At 46.1% G+C, this 15,442-nt stretch carries 8 protein-coding genes; all 8 read left to right on the plus strand.

Translation table 11 applies throughout. The features are described 5' to 3' along the window. Positions 1-142: 142 nt before the first annotated feature. The 8 genes from QUA56_RS24455 (at position 143) to QUA56_RS24490 (ending at position 15,190) form a co-directional block, all read left to right on the plus strand. A complete protein-coding gene (locus QUA56_RS24455) occupies positions 143-5,575 on the plus strand; it encodes an AAA family ATPase (protein ID WP_333362835.1) in 5,433 nt (1,810 codons plus the stop codon). A 459-nt stretch (positions 5,576-6,034) separates the two neighbouring features. Continuing rightward, entirely contained in the window at positions 6,035-6,637 is a 603-nt protein-coding gene (locus QUA56_RS24460) for a CHAT domain-containing protein (RefSeq protein ID WP_333362838.1), read from the plus strand. A gap of 134 nt (positions 6,638-6,771) precedes the next feature. Further along, positions 6,772-8,775, plus strand: coding sequence for an FHA domain-containing protein (locus QUA56_RS24465; protein ID WP_333362840.1), 2,004 nt, complete (start codon positions 6,772-6,774; stop codon positions 8,773-8,775). A 149-nt stretch (positions 8,776-8,924) separates the two neighbouring features. Further along, on the plus strand, positions 8,925-9,353 hold the full coding sequence (locus tag QUA56_RS24470; RefSeq protein WP_333362843.1) for a hypothetical protein: 429 nt from the start codon (positions 8,925-8,927) through the stop codon (positions 9,351-9,353). 95 nt (positions 9,354-9,448) lie between these two features. Next, positions 9,449-10,603, plus strand: a complete 1,155-nt coding sequence (locus tag QUA56_RS24475; protein ID WP_333362846.1) for a DNA cytosine methyltransferase — start codon at positions 9,449-9,451, stop codon at positions 10,601-10,603. A gap of 640 nt (positions 10,604-11,243) precedes the next feature. Then, positions 11,244-12,584, plus strand: a complete 1,341-nt coding sequence (miaB, locus tag QUA56_RS24480) for a tRNA (N6-isopentenyl adenosine(37)-C2)-methylthiotransferase MiaB (protein ID WP_333362849.1) — start codon at positions 11,244-11,246, stop codon at positions 12,582-12,584. A gap of 193 nt (positions 12,585-12,777) precedes the next feature. Further along, positions 12,778-13,848, plus strand: a complete 1,071-nt coding sequence (locus tag QUA56_RS24485) for a D-alanine--D-alanine ligase family protein (protein WP_333362852.1) — start codon at positions 12,778-12,780, stop codon at positions 13,846-13,848. 259 nt (positions 13,849-14,107) lie between these two features. Continuing rightward, positions 14,108-15,190, plus strand: a complete 1,083-nt coding sequence (locus QUA56_RS24490; RefSeq protein ID WP_333362855.1) for an AI-2E family transporter — start codon at positions 14,108-14,110, stop codon at positions 15,188-15,190. Positions 15,191-15,442: the final 252 nt, after the last annotated feature.

Here is a 15,442-nt window from a genome sequence, read left to right on the forward strand (position 1 = left end):
ATCGTTCTCTTCAAAAGTTAAAAAGAATAGAAGCGGTAGAGTCGGTCTGGTGGGGGCGATCGCAGTTCAATCGCAGTCAGACTCGAAAAATAAAAGTGTATACTTAGTTACAATAATCAATGTCTGAGATGGAGTAATCCAGATGGATGCAGCAGTGGATTTGACGAACCGACTTTCGGGATATCATCTGGTTGAGCAATTATACTGCGGTTCGAGAACCGTAGTTTATCGAGCCATCCGAGAAACAGACGAGCTCCCGGTTGTAATTAAACTCTTAAATCGAGACTATCCCAGCTTCAGCGAACTGCTGCAATTCCGCAACCAATACACGATCGCCAAAAATCTTCGCCTGCCGGGAGTCGTTGAAGCCTACACTTTGGAATCCTACGGCAACAGTTATGCCTTAGTGATGGAGGATTTTGGCGGTGTTTCCCTACGACAGTACGCCCAAGAACGATCGCTGACTCTGCTAGAAATCTTGGCGATCGCCATTCAAATAGCCGACATCATTGACAGACTCTACCGAAACCGAGTCATTCACAAAGACCTCAAACCAGCCAATATTCTAATTAATCCCGAAACCAAACAGGTCAAGCTGATTGATTTCAGCATTTCGTCTTTGCTTCCTCGCGAAACATATACCACTCAAAACCCAAACGGACTAGAAGGCACCCTGGCCTATCTCTCCCCAGAACAAACCGGGCGCATGAACCGGGGAATTGACTATCGCAGCGATTTCTATTCGCTAGGTATCACCTTCTTTGAATTGCTTACCGGACAACTGCCCTTTCCGTCCCAAGATGCGATGGAATTAGTTCACTGCCACGTTGCCAAGCAGCCGCCTACCGTTCATAGCCTGAATCCAAATATTCCCCTGGTGGTGTCAAACATCGTCAGTAAGCTGATGGCGAAAAATGCGGAAGACCGCTATCAAAATGCTCTTGGACTCAAGTACGATCTAGAACGATGCGGGCAACAATTACAAGACGGACAAATCGAACCGTTTGAGTTGGGAATGCGGGATATTTGCGATCGCTTCCTCATCCCCGAAAAGCTCTACGGACGGCAAACAGAAGTAAAAACTCTACTAACTGCTTTCGATCGCGTCAGTCAAGGTAGCAGCGAAATGATGCTCGTTGCTGGCTTTTCAGGGATTGGCAAGACAGCAGTCGTCAAAGAAGTACACAAGCCGATCGTGCGGCAACGAGGCTATTTCATCAAAGGAAAATTTGACCAGTTCAACCGCAACATTCCCTTCGGTGCTTTTGTCCAAGCGTTTCGCGACTTAATGGGACAACTGTTGAGCGAGACAGACGAACAATTGGAGCGATGGAAAGCCAAAATTCTCTCAGCACTGGGAGAAAACGGACAAGTCATTATTCAAGTCATCCCCGAACTCGAACGGATTATCGGTCAACAGCCACCTGTTGCCGAACAGGTTGGGAATGCAAGTCAAAATCGCTTCAACTTGTTGTTCCCGAAGTTTATTCAGGTATTTACCACCCAAGACCATCCGTTAGTCATCTTTCTCGATGACTTGCAGTGGGCGGATTCGGCCTCGCTCAAGTTGATGCACCTGTTGATGAGCGACACTCACGCTGGCTACCTACTGTTAATTGGCGCTTACCGGGATAACGAGGTTTCTCCTGCTCATCCTCTGATGCTGACGCTGGATGAAGTTCGCAGCAGGGGTGCCGCAGTCAACACCATCGTGCTGACACCCCTGAGCCAAAATGACCTCAACCACCTAGTTGCAGATACTCTGAGTTGTTGGCAAGAGCTGGCTGTACCGCTGACAGAATTGGTGTATCAGAAGACGAAGGGCAATCCCTTCTTCGCTACACAGTTTCTGAAAGCTCTACATGAAGATGGATGGATTGCGTTTAACAGCGAGATTGGGTACTGGCAATGTGACATTGCTCAAATTCGATCGCTGGCGTTAACGGATGATGTGGTTGAGTTGATGGCACTTCAGTTGCAGAAGTTGCCCGTATCAGCTCAAAAAGTGCTGAAACTTGCCGCCTGTATAGGCAACCAGTTTGACTTAGCAACCCTGGCGATCGTTCGCGAAAAATCTCAGGCCGAGACTGCCTCAGATTTATGGAAAGCATTACAAGAGGGATTGGTTTTACCCACGAGTGAGGTTTATAAGTTTTTTCAGGAAGAGTCAGAATTGAGGGAACAAAATCCCTCTAGTTCGGAACTTCTGGATTCTGACTCGTGTTCTTACAAATTTCTGCACGATCGCGTCCAACAAGCTGCTTATTCTCTGATTCCAAACGAGCAAAAACAGATCGCTCACCTAAAAATTGGACAACTGTTACTGACTCATACATCAGTTGCCGAAAAACTGTTTGAGATTGTTAACCAACTTAATATCGGCAAATCCCTGATCGTGCATCCAGCGGGGCAACTAGAACTCGCCAAACTCAATCTGAAAGCCGGACAAAAAGCTAGAGCCGCAACTGCTTATACAGCCGCATTTGAGTATTGCACTACAGGCATCGCCTTGTTAGCTGAAGATAGCTGGCAAACGCACTACGAAATAACCCTAGCCCTCTACGAAGCTGCCACTGAAGCCGCTTACTTGAGCGGCAACTTCGAGAAGATGACACAATTGACGGCAATCACTACAGAGCAATCTAGAACTCTGTTGGATACGATTAAAGTCTATGAAATTCAAATTCAAGCGGCTCAAGCCCAACATCAATTTATCCAGGCAGTGCAGATTGCCCTGAAGAGTGTGGAACGTTTAGGAAACAGTCTTCCCGAGCAACCCAGCCAATCAGATATTGCAAAGGCATTCGAGAAAACTAAATTCATCCTGGCCCGAAGGCAACCGCTGGACTTAATACATTTGCCTCAGATGACAGATCCTAAGAAGTTAGCAGTTGTACGGATTCTTGCGGCTGTCTCTTCTGCTGCTTTTGTTGTAACTCCAGCGCTGTTACCGTTTATTGTCCTCGAACAGGTCAATTTATCCGTTCAATATGGCAATACTTCATTTTCTGCAATTGGTTATGCCTACTACGGATTGATACTTTGTGGGATGGCAGGAGAGATTGACTTTGGCTATGAGTGTGCACAACTAGCACATTTGTTGCTCGATCGTTTCAATGCCAAAGAAATGAAAGCCAGAGTCTATGTCGGAATTTACTGTAGCGTGTGGCATTGGAAAGAGCCGCTCAAGAATAGCTTACCGTTTCTCCGCGAAGGCTACCAAGTTGGATTGGAAACGGGAGATTTAGAATCGGCTGCCATTTGCGGATTCATTTACATCTCATATTGTTGGTTTCTGGGCCGAGAACTAAGCGAGCTAAGCCTAGAAAGTGCTGCCTTCCGAGCTCAGCTCGCGCACCTCAACCAAGAAGGACTTACCAGCCATCTGACCGTTTTTCAGCAAGCAATTTTGAATACGATCGGCGATTCTGCTAAACCGTGGCAACTTACTGGAGATGCCTTCGATCGCGAGGAAATTGTGCCAACCCTCCAGCGATCGGGCGATCGGACTGCGCTTTACTATTTCTATGCCAGCGAACTGAGTCTGTGTTATATGTTTGGTAAATTTGAGTTGGCAGTGGAAGCGGCGATCGCTGCCGAAAATTATATCGGTGGCGCGACAGGCTTATTCATCGTTCCGATCTGCTACACTTACGATTCTTTAGCACATCTGGCAATCTATTCTCAGGTTTTCAAGGCACAACAGCAACGCATTCTCGAACGGGTGACTAAAAACCAAGAACAGATGAAAAAGTGGGCCGATCGCGCTCCAGAAAATTACCTGCACAAGTTTTATTTGGTTGAAGCAGAGCGATACCGAGTTTTAGGGCAGAAATCAGAAGCATTGGAATTTTACGATCGCGCGATCGCTCTGGCAACAGAAAATGAATACTTACAAGAAGTCGCCCTAGCCAACGAATTAGCGGCCAAATTTTATTTAGAGTGGGGAAAACCCCGCATTGCTAGAGACTACTTGCACGATGCTTACTATAGCTACGCCCGCTGGGGAGCCGCAGCTAAGGTGAGCGAGCTGGAGCAATCCTATCCTGAACTTTTAGCATTAATTTTGCAATCGGATGAATTACAACTCACATCAGAAATAACGCTCCATGCAAGGAATACCATTACATCCCATACGATTAGCAAATCATCCAGTTCCAGCAGCCGTGGCATATCTGCTGCATTAGATATACAAACGGTTCTCAAAGCCTCCCAAACCCTCTCTAGCGAAATTCATCTAGAGCGATTACTCTCGACGCTGCTGCAAGTGGTAATTGAAAATGCTGGCGCGGACAAATCTGCCTTGTTATTGCTCAAAGAGAACAGATTAATTGTTGAAGCAATTAGCACAGTCGTTTGCTGCTCAACTGTGCTGCTATCAATTCCGCTTGAGGAAAGTCAGGAGCTTCCCATTACGCTAATCCACAGCGTTAAACGTACCTTACAACCGTCAGTGATTAGTAATGTAACAACTCATTCTTCGCTGATGGCAGATCCTTACATCATCTGCCATCAGCCCAAGAGCCTGCTGTGTGCGCCGATTCTCCATCAGGGAAAACTGCTAGGCGTACTGTATCTGGAGAACAACCTAGCTACCGGAGCTTTTACCAGCGATCGCGTTGAAATCCTCAATCTCCTCTGTACCCAAGCAGCAATTTCCCTACAAAACGCCCGTCTGTATTACCAATCCCAGGAGTACGCCCAAAAACTAGAGCTGTATCTCAACGATGTCCAACAGATGCAGTTGCAACTGGTGCAGAGTGAGAAAATGTCTGCTCTCGGCAATCTCGTGGCCGGAGTTGCCCACGAAATTAACAATCCTGTAGGCTTCCTCACAGGCAACTTAGAACCCGCTCAGGACTACGTGCAGGATTTGTTCAGCCTGATCGACCTTTATGAAGAGAAATTTCCCGCTCCGGGAAGAGATATTGAAGCAAAAATTGAGGCGATCGATTTGGAGTATTTGCGCGAAGATCTGCCCAAACTCATTAACTCCATGAATGAAGGAGTCGATCGCATTCGCAACATCAGTACAAGTTTGAGAACCTTTTCGAGGGCAGATAGCGATCGCCCCGTTCCTTTCAACATTCACGACGGACTCGACAGCACTCTCTTGATTCTCAAGCATCGATTAAAAGCGAGCGATCGGCGTCCTGCCATTGAAGTTGTTAAAGAGTATGGCAATCTCCCCTTAGTTGAGTGCTTCCCCGGACAGTTAAATCAGGTATTTATGAACGTACTGGCCAATGCAATTGATGTTTTAGAGGAGTCTAATCAGGGACGTAGCTTTAGTCAAATTAAAGCCAATCCCAACCAAATCGCGATTCAAACGGCTATAGAGGAGGGCAAGCGAATATCGATCCGAATTAAAGATAATGGAGGGGGTATGTCGGATGAAGTGAAGCAAAAAATATTTGACCATCTCTTTACAACTAAGCCGGTGGGTCAAGGGACAGGGTTAGGATTGTCGATCGCCCGTCAGATTGTGACGGAAAAACATAATGGGACGATCGAGGTTAACTCCGTACTGGATCGAGGCACTGAATTTGCAATTTTATTGCCGATGAAAGGATAAGACGATTACCTCAAAAAACTCAGGGTAGTTCTGCACAGTCAGTATAATTCAGGGTTTTATTTGATAGATAAACAAACGTTATTATACTCATGAATAAAATACCAAATAGCTGCCTATAGCGGTTCTTAATAAAGTGAGGTATGCCCTATGCCCTATGCCCTATGCCCTATGCCCTATGCCCTATGCCCTATATCGGAGAGTACCTCATGTTACTGAGAAAGGCTATATATGACAATAAGGTTCAGATCGGACACTCATGGAGACAATATCTGAACCGTATTGTATTATATTGAGAGTCGCACCCGGGACATTTCATCAGCTAAAAATTAAGGCAGATTGAATAAGTAAATTATCACAGGTTTTCCTGACGATGCAGGATTATCCATATTTCAACTAACCAGAAAAGCGAGACAGCATACAGGATAAATTCATCACTTCCAGTGGCAAGGAAAAATTTTGATGATAGTAGGAAATCCGGCCATGTCTCAGATTGGCGACCTGCCGCGGCAGTTAGTGGCACTGCCAGGATCGGAAAAAGAAGCGATCGCAATTGCCCAAATTTTCAACACTAAACGCCTAATTGGCAAACAAGCAACAGAATCCGTGATTGAGCAACTGATGTTGAATGCTAAAATTATTCACCTAGCAACTCACGGCTTGCTCAATGAATTAAAAGAGACCGAAGTACCGGGGGCGATCGCCCTGGCTGCATCTCAAACGGATGATGGCTTGCTGACTTCCAGTGAAATCCTAGATTTGCGACTAAAAACTAAATTAGTCGTACTGAGTGCCTGTCATACTGGTAGAGGTATCATTACTGGCGGCGGCGTGATTGGATTGTCTCGTTCTCTGATGACTGCAAGTGTTGCGAGTGTGGTTGTCTCACTTTGGTCTGTTCCAGATGCGCCAACCTGTTTGTTAATGATAGAGTTTGATCGCCAAAAGCAGGCAAATCCTGACAAGGCGCACGCACTGGGCCAAGCAATGCTGACAGTGCGAAGGAATATCTTAACCCTAGCAACTGGGCTGCATTTATTTTTTTACTTAAATGGGAAAATGTGAGTAAGCAATTGGCGAGTTTTTGCAATTTAACGAGCAAAATACATTCACCTTAAAAACGCTTTTTACAAAATCGGTATGCTTCCTAAAATCCTTAAAGCTAATAACTAATAGCTTAAAGCTTCGCGCTCAACGACATGAATTCTCAACCATTGCGCCTGCGACTGACTTGGACAGATACAGCTACGGGGGATTGTCGATCCCCGATACTCGACTTACCCATCGCTTTGGGACGAATTTTTGAAGCTATGCCCCCCACAATCAACGGGGAACGAGTTTCTCGAATTGCCCTCAGCAGCAGTCAAGTTTCTCGCTTCCACGCAGTGATTGGCACCGAAGGTAACAGTATTGTACTCACTGACACGGGTAGCCGAAACGGTACTTTTGTCAACGGCATTCGCCAAACCCGGTGCGTGCTGGCAAACGGGGATATGCTGCAAGTTGGGCCCTACGCGATCGGCATTTCATTTGCTGTTAATTCCCCAGAAACGCCGTCTGTCAATTCTCACATTTTCTTTAACCCCCAGACCAATGGGCCAGACCCCGCTTTTGGGCAGCCTCCGGTGTCGCCGCTTCCTCAAACAGGTAGTAGGGGAGAATTTCCGCCGATCGCATTTTTGCACGCTTCTCAAGTCACAATGCGATCGCTCCAATCTATGGGACTCCCTGTGGCAGAAGTTGATTGGGCTGCCGTTGGTGGCGGTTTAGGCAGCTTGATGTGGGTGGATTTGCTGAGAATTTGCGGGGTGAAAACCGATCGAATTGCGGTTTTGGGCATGGAAAACCAGCCTTACGCCCGCTATCGGCGTCTGTGCCTGAATTCTCAAATTCCGCTGCGGGAACGCCTGCGATCGAATTCTGACTCTTGTCCAGACAACATTTGGGGGTGGCCTCCCTATGCTTTGCGGGAAGCTTGGCAGGAATTGCTGAAAGGGCGTTTGGGGATGTCGTTAAAGTTGATGTGGCAGGTGTTTGCCGAACCGACTTTTGCCGAAACTTATACGCCTCGCGCGGGGAATGTGTTTGATTCTATTGACAGGGAAGTCGATCGAATAGGGTGGAATGAGATGTTTCGCTACGGTAGAGTGCGGGGAATTCGCAAAACAGATGACGGCAGGTACGCGATCGCTTATTCTCGATCGAATGCCGAGTACCGCGACCACGCTTTTTTAATCGCCAAATACGTACACTTAGCCACCGGCTATCCCGCCATTCAATTTCTGCCGGATTTGCAAGCTTACCGCGAAAAAACCCAGGATTTTGAGTCGGTTGTCAACGCTTACGAAAACCACGACGGCGTTTACGAAAAATTGGAGGCCAGGGGCGGCAGCGTGTTAATTAGAGGCCGGGGAATTGTAGCTTCGCGCGTGGTGCAGCGAATTTACGAAGCGCGGCAGCGGAACCGCAACATCCAAGTATTGCATTTGATGCGATCGCCCAAACCCCAGGGCAACAAATTTAACCTCGCTCAGCGCAGCGTCGAAAATCACTACGAATTTCAACCTTTCAACTGGCCGAAAGCTTGCTGGGGCGGGGAACTCCGCGTACTTTTGGAAAAAGCCGCCCCCGAAATTCGCCCGCAGTTGCTCACCGACTGGGGCGGCACTACTACAGCCAAGCGCAGCGACTGGCGGCGCATTGTCAAAGAGGGTTTAAGTCAAGGATGGTATCAAATTACCTTCGGGGAAGTCGAGCGAGTCGAGCGCGACAGTCAAAACCGGACGGTGACGTACATTCAGGAGAAAGAACTCAAAGGGCAAATTAAGTTAGAAGCTGATTTTATTATTGATGCTACGGGTTTGGACGCTAAGGTAAAAACCAGTCCCCTGTTAAACGATTTGGTAGCTCAATACAATCTTCCCCTCAACGGTTTGGGGCGGCTGAGTGTTAACAACGATTTTGAAGTGCCCGAATTGCGGAATTCTTCTGCTACCAACGCAGAAGGCCGAGTATACGCAGCCGGCGCGATTACTTTGGGGGGGCCTTACGCGCCGGTGGACAGCTTTTTGGGCTTGCAATATGCCGCCTTGCGTTCGGTTGAAAGTCTGGCTGCCAACCGAGCTGCGGGTGTGCGGAAATTGAGCGTTTGGCGATCGTTCGTGCAGTGGTGGAAGTGGATTTTTAATAAATCTCCCGGCTAATTTGAATGAGGAAGTTCGGCAACAAGCAATGTATAAGATTGAATTGATTTAACTGAGCTTCGCGTTCAATCTAAAATTTAAAAGCTCAATCCAAAATCGCACAACCTTCCCATTCAATCTAAAATCTAAAATCCAAAATCTAAAATCGAATGACTCTCACTTTATTCGGCCGCTGGCAAACTCGGTTACTGTTATTTGCAACCGTAGGCGTTTTAGTAACGCTGCCCTTTTTTCTGGGTTTAATTACCTCCCAATCAGGCTCAATCTTTTTCTGGATTTTAGGGTATGTAGCGATTTTTGGCATCGGCTGGGATGCTTTATATATTTCGATCCAGCAGTTTCGCTGGGATCGAGATTGGCCAGGTGCATTTCAATTGCTCGCCGGGATTTGGGAAGCACTTTTTGTGTTATTTTTAATCAAAGTTATCGGTTTGCCGGGAATACCGGCAGAAGATTTTGACTTGGGAGCTTTTGCATTGCATTACAGTTTAGTGTGGCTGGCTATTTATCTGGCATCGCAAACACTGATGCGGATTTTCTTTCCTTACTGGCGTTTCCGAGGCGGCCAATGGTTTTAATAATACCTGTAGGGGTGGTTTTTACCCGCAATAATCGCCTCAAACCAATAATCTCATAAACCCGCCCCGACCATTCTACTAATTCCCAATTCCCCATGCCCAATTCCCAATGCCCAATCCCCTGTATATTCTCATTTTTTTCGGGTTCAGGCTTCCTCGATTTGGGCTTTGAGTCGATCGGCTTTAATATAGTTTATGTAAATGAAATTTTCTCGCCATTCATCCAAGCATACCGTTACTCTCGCCAGTGTCTAAATTTACCACAGCCAGAATACGGACACTGCGAAGGAGAGGAAGCAGATGTGACTCGACTTGTAGGGGGAAAACCAGCACTTCATTTGCGGGAATTGATGCAGGATGCCCGCAAGCATCACGATATTGTGGGATTTATCGCGGGGCCGCCTTGTCCTGACTTTTCGATTGGCGGCAAAAACCGAGGTGGGGAAGGAGATAAAGGCAAACTTTCAGCTTCCTACATTGAATTGATTTGCCAACAGCAGCCGGATTTCTTTTTGTTTGAAAACGTCAAAGGTTTGTGGAGAACCAAACAACATAAATTTTTTTATGACGCACTCAAAAACCAGTTGGCTGAGTCGGGATACGTTTTTGTGGAACGTTTAATTAATGCGATCGAATACGGTGTGCCGCAAGATAGAGAGAGAATTATTTTAATCGGTTTCCGAAAAATTATTATTAAAGATATGGGCATTTCTTTAGATAAAAACAGCCAAATGTTGCCTGAAGGTGTATTTCCTTGGTCAACTCAGATTTTGTATCCCAAATCAGAAGTTTTTTCTAATCCTTGGCCTGAGAATGATGCGTTTGCCTGCGATAGTTTGTTGCCTTGCCCCGATGGTATTCCCAAAGAGTTAACGGTTGAATTTTGGTTTCAAAAAAATGACGTTCTCAACCATCTCAATGCCAAAAATTATTTTCAACCCAAAGCTGGCATTAAGCGGTTTGCTTCCGTTGATGAAGGAGATGATTCTAAAAAATCTTTCAAGCGATTGCATCGGTGGCGTTATTCGCCGACAGCTTGTTACGGCAATAACGAAGTTCACTTGCACCCTTACAAAGTTCGCAGGCTTTCTGTTGCAGAAACGCTGGCTGTTCAGTCACTACCAAAAGACTTTGCACTGCCGGCTAAGATGACGTTGACTAATATGTTTAAAACTGTTGGCAATGGGGTTCCTTATTTGGCTGCACAAGGTATTGCCAAAACAATTTATCAGTTTTTACAGACAAAATAAATAGAGGAATAGGCGCAAATAAAGCTTTAGCATCAGGACTTTCGCTGTAGGGTGCGTGAGGGCGAGTAATCTTTTAATTCAAACTGTGAAATTTTTAAAACTCACGCACCGTTACAACTAGATTTTGGTGCGTGATGCGCGGTTTTATACCAATTATAAAAAGTATTGCAACAATTATTAGTGTTGGGCGGAGTGCAACGGAGGGTTGTTTCCTTAACTATTTTGTAAGGTGCGTCGCTATTAGATTGTCGATTTTTATTTTGAATTTTCGATGGCGACGCACCCTACAGCTACTACAGCTACTGTTGCATGAGTTTTTAAAAGAAATATAAGATTGATTGTCTGTCGCGCAACTTAATCGTCGCGCCTCAAAAACCCTACAGATTTGTGAAAGCGGTTTTTTAAATAGACAAGATTGTATGCCTTCGCAAACAATCTTGAAAGGCATCTGCGTTTACCTGCGTTTATCTGCGGTTTCCCCGATCGATAAAAGATTGATGCAATAAGTCTAATGAATAGCAGAGGGTGCTGAAAAATAGAAAAGACTGATAAAAAGAAAAGTTCACAAAGAGTTTAGACTTGTTCTATAATAGTTGGTTAAGGTTGAAAACCTAGATTTTTTATTTCCCTGCAATTCGCCATGACCGTTAAACCCCGCCGCTATCACATCACTACTTTCGGATGCCAGATGAATAAAGCCGACTCCGAACGGATGGCCGGCATTCTGGAAAATATGGGCTTTGAGTTCTCGGAAGACCCGAACGAAGCTAGCTTGATTCTCTACAATACTTGCACGATTCGCGACAATGCCGAACAAAGAGTTTATTCTAACCTCGGAAGACAAGCTCATCGCAAGCGCCAAGAACCGGGTTTAACTTTAATTGTAGCTGGATGCGTGGCGCAGCAAGAAGGTGAAGCGCTGCTGCGGAGAGTGCCGGAATTAGACTTAGTAATGGGGCCGCAACACGCTAACCGACTTGAAGATTTACTCGAACAAGTTTTTGAGGGAAATCAAGTTGTGGCAACTGAAGCTGTTGAGATTATGGAGGATATTACTAAACCTCGTCGCGATAGTAAGGTGACGGCTTGGGTGAATGTAATTTATGGCTGCAATGAACGCTGCACTTATTGTGTTGTGCCGAATGTTCGCGGGGTTGAACAGTCGCGAGTTCCTGAAGCTATTCGCGCTGAAATGGAAGAATTGGGCCGCCAAGGTTACAAGGAAGTAACTTTGTTGGGGCAGAATATTGATGCTTACGGGCGCGATTTGCCGGGGACAAAACCGGACGGCAGCAACCAGCATACTTTGACGGATTTGCTTTATTTTTTGCAGGATGTGCCTGGTGTCGATCGCCTCCGATTTGCTACTAGCCACCCGCGCTATTTTACGGAGAGATTGATTAAGGCTTGTGCGGAATTACCGCAGGTTTGCGAACATTTTCACATTCCTTTTCAGTCGGGAGATAATGATATTTTGAAGGCGATGTCGCGAGGCTATACTCAGGAAAAATATTGCCGGATTATTGATAAAATTCGCCGTTATATGCCGGATGCTTCGATTACGGCAGATGCGATTGTCGGTTTTCCTGGGGAGACGGAAGCGCAGTTTGAGAAGACTTTGAAGTTGATCGAAGATGTTGGTTTCGATTTGGTGAATACTGCGGCTTATTCGCCTCGCCCGGGGACGCCGGCGGCTTTGTGGGAAAATCAGTTGAGTGAGGAGGTGAAAGCCGATCGCCTGCAGCGAATTAATCATGTGGTGACAACAACGGCGATGGAACGATCGCAGCGCTATTTCGGACGCACTGAAGAGGTTTTGGTGGAAGTTCAAAATCTTAAAGATTCAACTCAGGTGATGGGACGCACTCGCGGCAATCGCCTCACATTTTTTAAGGGCGATATTGCTGAATTGGCGGGTAAAATTGTGCGGGTTAAAATTACAGATATTCGCGCTTTTAGTTTGACGGGGGAAATGCTGTAAGCTGTTGGGGCATTTAAATTGTATGTCAAGAAATAATCAAACTATGACTGGGCAGTTTCTTCGAGGCCGCCCGCAATATACAATTTAAATTCGCAACAGCTTATGCTTAATTCTCAGTTTCTGTCGCATACTTCCTGTGATAGCTGCGCTAACTGCGTGTATATTTGTCGAAAAGTGCTAGGAGTATTGAAAAATGACAACGATGCGGATCGGGCTGTTGTTCGGGGGGCGATCGGGCGAACACGAAGTCTCAATTAGTTCGGCGCGGGCGATCGCCCGTGCCCTCGCTGCTGAGGAAAATGCTTCTAAATACGAAGTTCTGCCCTTTTACATCCAAAAAAACGGCCGCTGGCTGTCGGGAACATTACCTCAAGAAGTCTTAGCCACCGGAAAACCTGTGGAAATAGAGGAACAAACAGCAGAAGACGATTCTCCCGCTGGACAGTTTCCTAATTTTAATGCCGTAGATGTTTGGTTCCCTGTTTTGCACGGGCCAAACGGCGAAGACGGTACGGTGCAAGGATTGCTGAAATTAATGCAACTTCCTTTTGTCGGTTCCGGGGTTTTAGGTTCGGCGCTGGGAATGGATAAAATTGCGATGAAAATGGCTTTTGCTCACGCTGGTTTGCCGCAGGTAAAATACATCGCTGTCAACCGTTCTGAAATCTGGTCTAATCCTTGCGTTTTCCCCAAATTGTGCGATAAAATTGAAGCGGCTTTGGGCTATCCTTGCTTTGTTAAACCGGCGAATTTGGGTTCGTCTGTGGGAATTTGTAAAGCTCGATCGCGCGCTGAATTAGAAGCAGCTCTCGACAGCGCCGCCAGCTACGACAGGCGGATAATTGTTGAAGCGGGTGTGGTTGCTAGAGAATTAGAATGTGCTGTTTTGGGCAACGATAACCCCAAAGCTTCAACGGTGGGAGAAATTACTTTTCAAAGCGATTTCTACGACTACGAAACTAAATATACCCAGGGACAAGCCGACTGCTCAATTCCGGCAAAAGTCAGCGGTGCGATCGTCTCGCAAATCCAAGAAATGGCAGTACAAGCATTTTTGGCTGTAGATGCAGCCGGTTTAGCGCGAGTAGACTTTTTCTACATTGAATCAACCGGAGAAGTTTTGATTAACGAAATCAACACTTTCCCCGGCTTTACAGCTACCAGTATGTACCCGCAAATGTGGGCAGCGGACGGGATTTCTTTCCCCGAATTAGTAGACCGTTTAATTCAATTAGCTCTCGAACGGCACGGGGAAAAAGGTTGAATCGCAAGCTGCAAACCGCTGCAGTGCCAACAGCAAAAAATATTTTTTCGCAGGTAATATATCCATGCCAGCGGAAACGATATAACATGGTTGTGGCAGGCAGTGCCTGCCGCAGCCCTATTTCTGCTGCTGGTCGAGCAACTGGGAATTTTTAGCAGGGTGGTATAAATAAATGCAGAATAAAATGGTTAACGGAGAACGGCGAATAGCAGCGTCAATCTCACATCTTGCATCTCCAATTTTAACTGGGTTAACTTAGATGAGACGTTTCACTCAACTACCGCATTGGTGGACTTACGGATTGTTATTTCCCCTAGCGGTACTCAACTGCTGGTTAGCCCTCCTAGTCTTTGAATATTTTCGCGCCCTGATTACAGTTTTGGTAGTCGCTACAGTGCTGTCTTTTTTGCTAGATTATCCAGTGCGCTTTCTGCACAGATACGGCTTGAAGCGCGATCGAGCAGTTTTGTCGGTATTGTTTTTGACTTTACTGCTATTGGTGGTTTTAGGTGTCACTCTGGCTCCTATTCTGCTGAACCAAATCACTGAACTCGCCACCCGACTGCCGACTTGGATAGTTTCTGGCACTGAACAGATTGAAGCGTTCCACAAGTGGGCGGAAAATCGCAATCTCCGCATTGATGTTAGCGGTTTGACTACCCAATTGAGCGATCGACTTTCAGCTCAATTGCAGTCTCTCACCGGGGAAATTCTCAAATTTGGCTTGGGTGCTGCAGACAGTCTGGTGAATTTCCTGCTGACAATAGTCCTGACATTCTACTTGCTATTGCACGGCGATCGCGTGTGGGAAGGCTTGTTTAAGTGGTTTCCCTCCAGGCTGAGCCTGCAATTGCGACATTTGCTGGCGCGAAGCTTCCACAACTACTTCGTCGGACAAGCAACTTTGGCGGCTTTGATGGGACTGTCTATCACTGTTGCTTTTTTAATTTTGCGAGTTCCTTTCGGATTGCTGTTCGGTTTGGGTGTGGGTGCAATGACCATGATTCCCTTCGGGGCACCTTTCAGTATTTGCATTGTCAGTTTGCTGATCACATTAAACAACTTTTGGCTCGGTGTCACAGTTTTAGCTGTCGCTACAGTAATCGAGCAAGTAATTGAAAGCGGGGTGGCTCCTCGGTTATTAGGCAGTTTTATCGGTCTCAATCCCGTGTGGATTTTAGTGTCGCTGCTGGTGGGGGTTAAGGTGGCGGGAGTAGCAGGTTTGATAGTTGCTGCGCCGATGGCCGGTTTTATTAAGAATACTGTTGATAGTTTGGAAACTTTGAGGAACAAGTCGAGGAAAATCGATGCGGTTAGTTCCATTGAACCTGCGGAGCAATAAAATTGCTCCGCAGGTTCAAATTTTAGATTTGAAGGGGGTTTTTCCCGGCTATTTTGACTTAGGTTTAGTTGGTACTTTAGCTTGAGGCTTTATATCGTTTCCGGTTGGATCGGAATTATATATTTGGATGGTCAATCGATTTTAGATTTTAGATTTTAGATTTTAGATTAAAGAATTGAAGCATTCACCCCACGAATAAATTCGGGGGCTCCTCGATCGGATACAGGTTTTTTATTTCTGGACGGATGAATC

Origin of the sequence: Microcoleus sp. N3A4 (genome assembly GCF_036701805.1) — a bacterium.
In the GTDB taxonomy this organism is placed as follows: domain Bacteria; phylum Cyanobacteriota; class Cyanobacteriia; order Cyanobacteriales; family Microcoleaceae; genus Microcoleus.

Bases quoted from the DNA above. Each gene is read 5' to 3' on its own strand.
- QUA56_RS24455 (WP_333362835.1), top strand. From the start codon at position 143: ATGGATGCAGCAGTGGATTTGACGAACCGACTTTCGGGATATCATCTG.
- QUA56_RS24460 (WP_333362838.1), top strand. From the start codon at position 6,035: ATGATAGTAGGAAATCCGGCCATGTCTCAGATTGGCGACCTGCCGCGG.
- QUA56_RS24465 (WP_333362840.1), top strand. From the start codon at position 6,772: ATGAATTCTCAACCATTGCGCCTGCGACTGACTTGGACAGATACAGCT.
- QUA56_RS24470 (WP_333362843.1), top strand. From the start codon at position 8,925: ATGACTCTCACTTTATTCGGCCGCTGGCAAACTCGGTTACTGTTATTT.
- QUA56_RS24475 (WP_333362846.1), top strand. From the start codon at position 9,449: ATGCCCAATTCCCAATGCCCAATCCCCTGTATATTCTCATTTTTTTCG.
- miaB (WP_333362849.1), top strand. From the start codon at position 11,244: ATGACCGTTAAACCCCGCCGCTATCACATCACTACTTTCGGATGCCAG.
- QUA56_RS24485 (WP_333362852.1), top strand. From the start codon at position 12,778: ATGACAACGATGCGGATCGGGCTGTTGTTCGGGGGGCGATCGGGCGAA.
- QUA56_RS24490 (WP_333362855.1), top strand. From the start codon at position 14,108: ATGAGACGTTTCACTCAACTACCGCATTGGTGGACTTACGGATTGTTA.